Here is an 11,876-nt window from a genome sequence, read left to right as displayed (position 1 = left end):
TTTACAACTTTGTTATTTACAACTATTATATCTTGAAAATCATATAGATACAAAATATGTTTTTCGATAGCCTAATTATCTTTATTATTGTCTTGTGTGTAATAATATCGATAACTAGAGGTTTTATAAAAGAGCTATGTGCATTAATGTTCTTGCTCTTATCAGTCTTTTTGACAGCTAGTTACTATGATTTTTTTATTATAAATTATAGTAAGTATTTTGACTCTAAAGTTACACAAAACATACTTTCTACAATCTCTGTATTTATTATACTTAATCTTACATTCATGACAATGAATAACTGGCTAATGTACATATTATCACCTATAAGGTTGGGATTAATGGATAGAGTTACTGGAATCTTTGTCGGAGCACTCAGAGGAATATTGCTTTCTTATGTACTATTTTTTGCTGTGCACTTATATTGCCACACAGTATATGATAAAAAAGAGGGAGAGTCTAAAATAGACGCAGAAGACATATTGCCCAATTGGATAATAAATTCACACTCTTATCAGGCTTTATTTGTGACAACAGAAGAAGTAATTAACATGTATGTACCAGAGTCATTGATACTAAAAATAAAAGAGATCGGTGAGGAAATGGTTGATCAAGAAAAACCTCAAAACAATAAAGAAAAGTGAGTGTTGATTTTCTATAGCTAAACTATCCTAGACAGCTATTATCCACAGCAATTCGCTATAGGTTACCAATTCCTATTACTAATCAAACAAAACTGCAAACATTGACGAATAAGTAAATCATCAAAAAAATTTAAATGTATAATTTTAGTTCATCAATGTAATACAACAAAATTTTTTTAGTGAATTCAAAATCTTCTAAGGTATTTCCTTCACATCTTGCTGTTATGCAGTTTTGCGTATTTGATACTCTAAGAAGCCACCAACCTTTATCATCAGTTACCTTAATTCCATCAAGCTCTGAAAATACAATGTTTTGCTGCTTTAGTGTCTCCTTTATTGATTCAATTATTTGAAATTTTTTCTCATCCTTCACTACAATTTTCACTTCATGAGTGATATATAACTTTGGTAAATCTTTAATCATCTCAGATAGGCTTTGGTTTTTCTTAAGTAAAATGTCAATGGCTTTAATAGCAGAATATAGTCCATCATCAAAACCTAGCTCAGAAAAGAAAAAATGTCCACTCAGTTCACCGGCAAACTTTGCTCCTTCTTCTACCATCTTTTTCTTAACTAGTGAGTGTCCAGTTGCACAGGTAATTATTTGCCCTCCTAATTTGCTAACGAAATCATGCACTTTCATACTCATTTTTACGTTGGCAATAACCTTGCTTTTTGGGTGTTCCGCCAATACTTCACGTGAAAAAATCATAAACAAGTGATCATTGGAAACAACATTACCTTTATTATCAATCAAGCGTACCCTATCACCATCACCATCAAGTGCAATACCAAGATCACATTTATCTTTCTTGACAATATCTATTAACTGAGCAAGATTTTTCTCTTCTATGGGATCTGGGTCATGCAGTGGAAACGTTCCATCTATAAAGCTATTGGTTACGATGTGTATATGATCTGGTAAAATCTTTTCAATATACCTTACAATTGTTGGGCTATTGCCAAAATCCCAGGCTATTTTTAGTTTTTGTGTAGTGTTATTCTTGAGCACATCTTTTAATATGTTAACGTACTCACTATATATATTCGTGTTAATTAAGCTTCCAATTTTCGTGCTGTTTTTAATTGTATTGCCTATAATTTCCTTCATTTCTTGATCTGAGTAAACTTTTTTACTACTGAAAAATTTAAAGCCGTTATATTCTCTGGGATTATGAGAAGCAGTGATCATAATCCCAAGATCTGCCTGCATTGTTGCAGCGTAGAGCATAGGTGAAGAACAGAGCCCAACGCGTATAACATTCGCACCGGATAAAATCAAGCCTCTGATTAATTCTTTTTCTATGCTTGGTGAATCTATCCTGCTGTCATAGCCTACACAAACGTTAGCTGCAGTTTGACCAAATTTTCTGCCTATTTCATACCCATCACTGATCTGCAGGTCTCTGCCTACCACACCTCTAATATCGTATTTTCTTATAATAGTATTGTCCATACTGCACTTCTTGGAGTGGTTAATATATAACATTCCCGCCAAATACTCAAGTTTATTTAACTATAAGATTAGTTGATTTTTTAAGAAAATATGCTAATATTATAATATAGTTCTCTAAAAATAGAAATTATGCTAAAAGAAAACTTATTTATAGCTGAAAATCAAGGTTTAGATGTAGATGAGCAAAAGAAAAATGATATTTTAAGTTTCATTAAATCTTGCAAAAATTTTCAGGATTTTATCAGAAAACTAGAAGAAGAAAATTTAATCTGGTACTTTATTGGTCCTTTACACAAAGATGAGAACATTAAAGAACAGGTAAGTTCAAAGTGGAAAGAGGAGTTTCAAAAGTTTGAGCAATCAATAAATGCAACACATAAAAAATTCGCAAAATCTCTACCAAGTGAAAATTTCTTAGTATATACAACACAAGATAATGAATTTAAAATTAGATTTGAAAATAAAGAAAAACCAATAGAGATTAGCACCCTTTTAAGAGCCAGTGACGAAGGCAAGGTTTATAACCTATCTTTAGGGAAAGATAGTCAAATAACTGCAACCAAAAAAGGCAGCGAAAGGCACTATGATTTTACTGGTTCAAGCTCATGTGAGATGACCATTAACTGGCAAGCTAAGGATTCTAAAGGCAATAGCATAGATTGTAGCATGACTGTAGAAGTAAGTTCTAAGGGCATAAAAAGAGTGATTGGTGAACCAAAATTTGGAGGAATAACGAGTTCAGAAGAAGCATTAAAATTAGTTGAGCAGAATAAAGAAGTTTTTATCAACAAAAAAACTCTGCATCAAGCTTTTACTGACATGGGCAAAAGTGTGAACGAGCAGCAAACGCTGGCAGAGGAAATATTTACAAAAGATCCACCACAGTCACCTATACCAAGTAGTAGTGGATATTCTTCTCCTGATTCGCGTAGAAGTTCTTTTTTCACTGAGAGCGAAATTGGTGATGAAGAGTCTGAAATCACTGATGAATACATTGACGACGGTTACGATCAACAAAAAATGCACAAAGATTATGACAGAAAGTATGAGCAAGAGGGATTAAAAGGTGTAGATGAGACTATAAATGAAATTAACAAACTTGCAAAGCAGCGTGATGATCTAATCTCGGAACGTGATTACCTGAGAAATGAAATTAACGAACAACAGGAAGCAATGCGTGAAAGAGATCAAAAAATCAAGGAACAAGATGCTTCTGTTAAGTCACTTATGGAGGAGCACAAAAAATTAAAAGAGCGTAACCAAAAGATAGAAAAGGAAGGTGATACAGAAATAAGAACATTAAGTGAAGAAAAGCAAATTTTGGAAGGAGAAGTTAAAAGACTTAAAGCTGAATTGAAAAGAATAACGCAAGAAAAAGATCAAGGTATTGAACAACTAACACAAAAGATAAAGGCGTTAGAAAAAGAACTACAGTATAAAAATGATGTAATAAAGAGCTTAAATGATCAGTTGAAAGACAAAGAAGATGAAGTTCAATCAGTAAATGGGATAAACAAAGAACTACAGAAGAAATTGAAGCAAAGTGAAGCTAAGTTAAGTGCACTAGAAAAAAAGAATGCAAATTTGGAAAATAATCTAAAGAAAACATTGGAAGAAGGTTCACAAGATAATCATGAAAAGCAGTTTGTAGAACAATGGATGGAAGCAAAAAATGAAAACGAAAAATTGACTTATACAGCAAATCAATTAGCTGAAGAATTAAATCAACTGCAAAAAGAAAAAGAAGTTTTGGAGGAAAAAATTCGACAACTTGAACCCGGAAGATCACTTGCGGATGAGTTCAGTGAAGTAAATGCGAAAGTAGCTACTTCAACTCAAACTGAAGTTGAATATGAAAGTAGAGGAATCGAGGCAAGTGATCACGAAACTACAGTTCCTAAAACACAAGACCAAGGTACAAATGCAGGTATTGATGCATCATCTTCAACAGATCAAAAAAAGACCAAGGAAGAAGAAGCTCGAACAAACATACCACAAAACATTATGGATTGGCCTATTCCAATTCCGAATGATAAACCAGAAGAGCAGGAAACTCCATTAGAGCCAACTAAGGTAAATACAGAATTATCAGATCCAAAATCAACCCCTGCTGAGATTCCTAAAAAATCCACCCCTTCAAAATGATGAGTTTTTGCTTCAACTATAGCTAATCCAAACGAAACATCATACCGCAACAATCACTAATTTTCTGTGCTTTCAAAAAAACACATCAAGCAAAATCATTTGAGAGTAAGTGGACATTGTTAGATGAATTAACCCTAACTTAAGAATCAGATATATACAATATTAGTATGTTTAATTAATAGTGAGGTTTAAAATGTCACCTAGTGAAAAAAACTCTTCAAATTTTGTTGAAACTAAGCAAGATGATCTTAAAATGATTCAAGATTCTTCATTAAATTCAGATATCATTCACGATCCCAAGAAGCTAAAAGACAGAATTATGGATCTGTTAAAAGGAGATATAGCATTCTCTAAAATGAAGCAAGGAGATCAAGCTCTTGTAGTAGGTACAGCAAGTGGATTATTTTCAGCAGTGTTACCACTTTTGGCAGTTGGTGCAACACTTGCTATACCAAGTGCTATAGTTGGTCTTACTCTATTTTTCGCTGTGAAAGTTGCTGTAAAAGCAGTTCAATCTGGATATAAAGGACTCAAATGGTCAGCAGAAAAAACAGTTGAAGGGGCGAAGCATATTGGCGGAAAAATTAAGGATGGCTATGAGTATTCAGCAGATTCACTGAAGAGAGGTGCTAGTTTTGTAAGTGAAAAAACAAAGGAAAAGACAAGTAATGTGCTCACTGCAACAGCGAATAAATTATATCGTGCAGCTGGTAATGAGAATTATTCAGATAGAATAGATAATGAGCTTATTCCTGATTCACCACAAAAGAAGAGAGCTCAAGAAGTGAAAGAAGATCTTATAGCAATTTGTACTGATGGAAAAAATAATTCCACGTTAATAAAGAGCATACTTTCTGGAATATCAGAAAAAATAGAAGGAAAAATAGCAAAAGAAACATATCTTGATTGGAGAGATTATTTGCCAGACCAGCTAGTAGATAAATGGAGAGAGCAGAAAAAATTTATTGATAACTTGGACGCAGATGGTTTGCGTAACTTAGTTACAAAAAGACTATCAGATAAAGATAAATACTTTAAAGACAGTATTTTCTCTGAACATCATGATGAGATTAAGGAAGTTATTAAAGAATGCAAGGAAGAGCATACTCATTTTAATACTTTAGAAAGGCTTAATAAGTCAGCAAAAAGGCATAAAGCAAGTTCTATGAATTCACTGGAAAATAGCTTATCAGGTAGTAGTTCAACGAGTTCTATAAGTACTGTTAGCAGCAAAGCAGAATTATTAAATCCTAATGAGCATAAGGAAGTAAAAGCACCTACTTCACTTTGGAGCAAGTTGTCATCATCACTAAAAGGTGGCAAAAAGCCAGAGGAAGCTACTTATATAAGATATCAAGATTCTGAGTTGGATCAGATACAATCTGCGGAGATAGGAAATAGCCGTTTTTATGTTGCTCCGGAGAAACCGCCAAGAAGCAATTCAATGGGTTCTTTAAGCACTGACAGTACTGCTACAACTTCTAGCTTTGCCAGTTACCGTCGTAATTCTGATAGTGGGTTCAATTCACCAAGTTCTTCTACTCCACAAAGACACAGTCCTTCTCAAGAAACAAGATTTGGTCTAGGAGTTACGGAAGAGCTCACTGAGAAGTTGGCAAAACGACGTGCGATTGTAGATCAACCAAACGTAGAATCTGTTCAACAAAAAGCTGAGCCTAGTAAAGGATAAACAAAACCGCTTATCATTCTAAAAGGATGTTACTCAATGAGTAACATCCTTTTTCCATTTGATCAAAATGTTCGCTTATTTAAGATCAGTTTTCTAGCACTGGGCCAATTATTGAGTTTCTCTTGCCTTTTTTTCTAGGTTATGCAAGAAACTTAAAAAATAAAAGTTTTTATTCAATAATTTGTGTATAAGGGATATTATTTTACTGCTAGTGAAATAAACCAGAATGAAGTCTATTTTATTGACAAGGCCTTTATTAGATTCGTTGAGCACAAGAAGCACGCTAAAAAAATATGGATACAAAGTTTTTATAGAGCCAGTATTCACAATAAAGTACTTAAATCCTGATATATCTACGTATGAATTTGACGTTGTGATATCTACAAGTAAAAACAGTGTAAAGGCTTTCAGTCAAATATGCAAAGAGGATAACTTTTCGATTATTACAGTTGGTAATTCAACTATGCAGGCTGCAAAAAATTTGGGATTTTCCGATATAATCTCAGCAGACAGCAACGTTGATGGTCTGATATCATTCATAAAATCTCATTATTCAAATGCAATAAAGTTCTTATATATAAGGGGACAAGAAGTATCATGTGACCTAAAAAAAAGATTATCTGAAGAAGGTTTTAACATAAGAGAAGTTGTACTCTATAAAACAATTACTAAAAGGAGTCTAACTAATAGGTGTAAAAATTTACTATTGGACGGTAAAATTGATAGCGTTGCTTTTTTTTCCTCACAAACTGCAAGGGTATTTTGTTCATTAGTTCTAAAAAGTGGGCTATCTCCTGTGATGAATAATACAGTTGCATATACCATGAGTAAAAACATTGCTGATAGTTTAAAGTTAATCAAGTGGAAAAAAATTATAACATCGAGGTTTCCCACAGGGGAGAGTTTAATTGATATAATTAATAAGGATTGTTGATGCTAAAGATTGCAACTTGGAATGTAAACTCCATACGTAAAAGAATTAACCAACTTTGTAGTTTTATAGTTGATAGTCAGATAGATATAGTTTTGCTGCAAGAGATAAAATGTACAGAAGAGCAATTTCCTTATGCAGAGATAGAAAAGTTAGGATATGAATATGCTGTCTATGGACAGGTTGCAAGAAATGGTGTTTGTGTTTTATCTAAATATCCAATACTGGAAAAATTAAAAATTGATGTTGTAGAGAGTCATCAAGAAGCACGTTATATAGAGTGTGTGATAAAACACACCAATAATAAGGTAAGGGTAGGAAGTGTATACGTTCCAAACGGTCAAAGCCCAGACTCTCATACTTTTGAGTATAAACTCAAGTTTTTTGATAACCTATATGAAAGGATGGGCACTTTGTTGAAAAATGAAGAGTTAACTATTATAGCTGGCGATTATAATGTTGCACTGGATGAAATTGATGTTTTTGATTCAAATTTATTAAATGGCCAAGTGTGCTTTCATATAAAAGAGCGTGAGAAATTAAGAGCGATCTTGAATCTTGGTTTTAAAGATGCATTTAGAATATCTCACCTCAACTTACAACAATTCACTTGGTGGCATTATCAAGGTAATTCACTCAGAAACAATCAAGGAATGCGAATAGATCATATGCTGCTATCGCCACAAGCTGCAGATAAATTGGAAACATGTTACATAGATGATAGGTTGCGTAAACTAGAAAACCCATCTGATCATACTCCCGTTGTATGTGTTATAAAACAATAAAAGACCTATTACACAATTCACCTTTGGCAAATAGGTCTTACTTGACTGCTGTCTTTTCTGTGCTTTTGGCTGGCTGATCTATAGTAATTTTTCCATCAAGCATAGTAAGCTGCTCACCCCCTTTATTTCCTACCTGAGGAGCTTGTTCCGGAGTAGGTTGTTTTTTACTCCCGTCAGCAATTGTTTCAAGAGAGCTTTCAATTGGGGTTTTTAAAATATCATCAATACCCTTGTCAATTTTTTTATTCAATTTTGCTCTCTTTTCTGTATCATCTTTATCTTGTGAACTAGGATCATATAAAGTACCTTTTTTGTTATTTGAAAAAAGAACCTCAACTCCTCCCTTTACAGCAAATATTGTACCAATAACAGCAGCAACTATCGCAAGTGTAGTAGGACCAAAAATTAATATTGAAGCAATGGAAAAAAGAATAGGCAGAAAAACCTTACGTAAGCACTTTGTTACCATCTCTTGATCACTAAGTAGTGGTTCATCCTCTTCTTTTTTATCTCCACCTAAAAATGGTATTTTTTCTTTCACTCCATCCATAAAGGAGCCATAAATATTTTTCGGGTCTATTTTTATTCCCAATAGTAACCCAACAAGTTTTATTAGTGAATCCTTAGCTTCTATACCACGTATATCAGCTACACAATCATCTACTAATTTCTTTATTTCAACATTCTTGACATTCTCTTTGTTCGCTAATTTTTTCTCTCTAACTTCTTTAAATACAGAAAGTAAAAACTGACAAAAATTCTCCTCACTGAGTGATTTTATATCTTTTGGATTGACATTATTAAGTAGTATGTCCTTATAAGCTGATATAAAATAATCAGTTATTCCTTTGTCCTTCTTTAATTCGGCTTTAACTTCTAATACTTTTACAAAGTAATCGTAAATTTCCTTATGTTCCTTCTTGAAGAGTATCTCATTTTGCTCGGTCACCTGAGTAGATGACTCTAAAGGCTTATTTTTTGCTTTTGGAACCGTCATAATGACCTACTTGTACTAACCTATGTTTTAATTATAGCATATTTTTCACATTAGTTCAAATTTCTTAGAACCTATCTTGAAAGGGAAAAAAGAAAAGAATAAAGCAAAAAATAGAAGAGTAACAAATGATATAAGTGATAAGGGAATGTAAAAAATTGCTTCCATATATTTTAAATCTGATTATAATTACAGTTAGAGATATTTTAAGAGCTCAAAATCTATCTTTGTCTGCAGACTTTTCAGTCAAATTTTTAATCAAAAAGCGTAGCGTATCTTCTTTAGTGCATGTAAATATGCTTAATCTCTGTTGTATGTGCGCTGCACTTTTTTCTAACCTTTTTTTTACACAGGGGGATTTTATGTCCAGAATTCCAGATATTTGACCTTTACTTTAGCTAAAAACCAATAGGCGCCTATTGTTTAACGCTAATTAAAATAAAAATTTTTCTAGATCAGTAATATATAGAAAAATCACTGTTTACTGAAAACGGGATATGATTGCCAAGAAAGCTGCTAATGTCACAGAATTTTAGGTAAATGTTGTTTGCTTGACGTATGAGTGTACTCTCCTTACTTCAAGAAGTATTTAATATATGCTTAACCACTTAAGTCCTTTCAAGACAGGTTCTTAGGGTCTACGGTATAATTAAGAAAAGCCCCAGTTGTCGCTAATTTTTATTTCTACTTCAAGTGGTATAGAAATTTCTACTGCATTTTCCATTATATCTTTCATAAGTTTTGCTGTTTCTTGTACCTTGTCGTCCTCTACTTCAACTAGTAGCTCATCGTGGACTTGGAGGATTATTTTACCTGTTTTCAATTGATCAAAAAGCTGAATCATTGCACGTCTTATTATATCAGCGGCGGTTCCTTGCAGCGGTGCATTGATTGCTGCCCTTTCTGCAAATTGTCTTAGATAAGGAATTTTATTATTTATGTCTCTTACAAAACATCTTCTACCAAACAAAGTCTCTACATAACCATGATTTCTCGCGATAGATACTGCTTTTTCCATATAGACCTTTATTTCTGGGTAACAAGAAAAATAGTAATTAATGTATTCAGCAGCCTCTTGAAAGGTAATGCCAAGTCGCTTTGCAAGGCCAAATGGACTAATGCCATATATAATGCCAAAATTAATGGTTTTTGCTTTGCGTCTTAATTGCTCATCTATTTCTTGCACTCCAAAAACTTGTCTTGCGGTAATATCATGAATATCTTCCCTATTTGCAAAAGCTTCTTTAAATGCCGCAACATCTGCCACATGTGCCAGGAGTCTTAATTCTATTTGCGAATAGTCGGCAGAAATTATCTTGCACCCTTTTGGCACAATAAACGCTTGCCTGATAAGACTACCTTCTTCGCTTCTGATAGGAATATTTTGTAAATTAGGATTGCTAGAGCTCAGCCTTCCAGTTGCAGTCACAGTAATTGAAAAGCTTGTATGTATCCTACCATCAAGCGGATCAACCTGTTTTATTAACGCGTCAGTATAGGTACCCTTTAATTTACTTGAATGTCGCCAACTTAAAATTTTACCTGCGATTTCTGTCCCCTCCTCTTCAAGTGCCTCTAGAACTTCAGAGTTTGTGCTATAAGACCCAGATTTTGACTTTTTCTTTTTACTTAGCTCCATTTTATTAAACAAAACATCACTTAATTGTTTTGGCGATGCAATATTGAATTTTTCTCCTGCTAAATTATGTATATCGTTTTCAAGTACAGCAATTAGCTGCTCAAACTTATCAGACAATTCCTGTAGTTTTTCAATATTGAGCAGTATTCCATTTTGCTCCATATCAAATATTACTTTCATGAGAGGTCTATCAAAGCGCTCGTAAATCGTAAAAAGTTTTTCCTGAAATAATCTTTGTGTCAGTTTCTCATGGATCGCTATTAAAATTTTTGCCGAGAAAGTTTCTACATTTTTACTTAAATTGTGTGCAATTATGTTTGGAATGCTGTGATCATGCTTACCTGTGTCAAGGCTGTATGACATGATCATCAGGTCATCAATTGAGTCTAGCACTCTCTCTATTGTAGGAAATATTTCTCTGATCTTTCTAATATCATGTACTATTTTAAGCACCCCATTTGAAAATAAAGTTGAATTTATTATAGTAAGTGCATCTTGTAGGCAGCTTTGATCTATGTAGAAAATATTATCCTCACTACAAGATAAGGAAATTTTGTTCAATCTATTGTTTTCAAAGTGGCAATGAATTGCAATTTTACCTTCATATCTGCAATGCTCCAAAAATTTTTCTAATTCTTCACTACTATATTCTGTTTTCTCTTTTGTGCTAGATCCACTATAAGAAAAGAGCTTTTCTACTTTTCCTATCAATGAATTAAATTCATATTTCTTCAAAAAGGATAACAATTTTTCCATATTTGGAGGATGGACTTCATATTTTACAATATCATGTTGAAGATCTACTTTTTTGCATAGTGACAAAAGTTCTCTTGAAATTAGTGCTTTTTCCTTATGCTCAGTAAGAATATTACGAACTCTTGTTTGCTCAATGTTATTGATGTTTTCTATAATGTTATCCAATGAATCAAATTCATCTAGTAATTTAGCTGCAGTCTTTGGCCCTATTCCTGGAACGCCTGGAATGTTATCAGATGCATCTCCAGTTAGAGAAAATAAATCAAGAAGCTTATTTGAATTTACACCAAATTTTTCTATCACTTGTTTTTCATCTACGTATATATTTTTGATAGGATCAAATATTAGAATGTTGTAATTCAAAAGTTGAAATAAGTCTTTATCTGATGAGATTACTACTACTTTAAAGTCTTCGTGGTTGGCATATTTTGCAGCTAGTGTTGCAATTATGTCATCTGCTTCATAGCCTTCAATCTCTTCATAGCTAAAGTTAAAAGCTTCTACCGCTTCTCTCAGTATTGTAAATTGTGGAATTAGATCCTCAGGAGGTGTTACTCTGTTTGCTTTGTACTCAGAATATAAACTGTGCCTGAAATTTTTTTTGCCAGAATCAAGTGCTATAGTTAAGTAGTCCGAATGGGAAATATACTTCAGAACCATATTAAGAAAACCGTACACAGCACCTACTGGAATACCAGCTGTGGTAGTTAAATGATGTAAGACATAGTAAGCCCTGAAAAGAAAACCATAACCATCAATGATTGTGAAAGTTTTTTCTTTCATTGTAGATATTTATGTGTGCCTTTGATGGTCTGTTATTTAGCTATAAAAATCAA

Annotated in this window: 8 protein-coding genes; 5 read left to right on the top strand and 3 right to left on the bottom strand. The window is 33.1% G+C overall.

Features of this window, described 5'->3' with window-relative positions; translation table 11 throughout:
• Positions 1–56 precede the first annotated feature (56 nt).
• A complete protein-coding gene (locus M1L26_RS01555; RefSeq protein ID WP_211907805.1) occupies positions 57–644 on the top strand; it encodes a CvpA family protein in 588 nt (195 codons plus the stop codon).
• A 130-nt stretch (positions 645–774) separates the two neighbouring features.
• Here M1L26_RS01555 and M1L26_RS01550 read toward each other — a convergent pair whose 3' ends face one another.
• Positions 775–2,100 carry a phosphomannomutase/phosphoglucomutase gene (locus tag M1L26_RS01550; protein WP_250120296.1) on the bottom strand — a complete coding sequence of 442 codons (1,326 nt, stop codon included), beginning with the start codon at positions 2,098–2,100 and terminating at the stop codon, positions 775–777.
• A gap of 129 nt (positions 2,101–2,229) precedes the next feature.
• On the opposite strand from M1L26_RS01550, the gene M1L26_RS01545 reads away from it, so the two are divergent.
• The 4 genes from M1L26_RS01545 (at position 2,230) to M1L26_RS01530 (ending at position 7,651) form a co-directional block, all read left to right on the top strand.
• Positions 2,230–4,245 (top strand): coiled-coil domain-containing protein, encoded by a 2,016-nt coding sequence (locus M1L26_RS01545; protein WP_250120295.1) that lies wholly within the window; start codon positions 2,230–2,232, stop codon positions 4,243–4,245.
• Between the two features lie 193 nt (positions 4,246–4,438).
• Entirely contained in the window at positions 4,439–5,935 is a 1,497-nt protein-coding gene (locus M1L26_RS01540) for an actin-bundling T4SS effector WalE1 family protein (protein ID WP_246433133.1), read from the top strand.
• A gap of 226 nt (positions 5,936–6,161) precedes the next feature.
• Positions 6,162–6,869, top strand: coding sequence for a uroporphyrinogen-III synthase (locus M1L26_RS01535; protein ID WP_211907801.1), 708 nt, complete (start codon positions 6,162–6,164; stop codon positions 6,867–6,869).
• Positions 6,869–7,651 (top strand): exodeoxyribonuclease III, encoded by a 783-nt coding sequence (locus M1L26_RS01530; protein ID WP_250120294.1) that lies wholly within the window; start codon positions 6,869–6,871, stop codon positions 7,649–7,651. The genes M1L26_RS01535 and M1L26_RS01530 overlap by 1 nt, the downstream gene beginning before the upstream one ends.
• Before the next feature lie 37 nt (positions 7,652–7,688).
• Here the strand turns inward: M1L26_RS01530 and M1L26_RS01525 are convergent, their stop codons facing one another.
• Positions 7,689–8,648 carry a hypothetical protein gene (locus M1L26_RS01525; RefSeq protein ID WP_211907799.1) on the bottom strand — a complete coding sequence of 320 codons (960 nt, stop codon included), beginning with the start codon at positions 8,646–8,648 and terminating at the stop codon, positions 7,689–7,691.
• A 646-nt stretch (positions 8,649–9,294) separates the two neighbouring features.
• Complete coding sequence (gene polA, locus M1L26_RS01520) at positions 9,295–11,823, bottom strand: DNA polymerase I (protein ID WP_250120293.1); 2,529 nt, start codon at positions 11,821–11,823, stop codon at positions 9,295–9,297.
• Positions 11,824–11,876 lie beyond the last annotated feature (53 nt).

Source organism: Wolbachia endosymbiont of Ostrinia scapulalis (genome assembly GCF_023559145.1).
Classification (GTDB): domain Bacteria; phylum Pseudomonadota; class Alphaproteobacteria; order Rickettsiales; family Anaplasmataceae; genus Wolbachia.
Note: the sequence above shows the minus strand (reverse complement) of the source record. Positions and strands in the feature narration are given on the sequence as shown.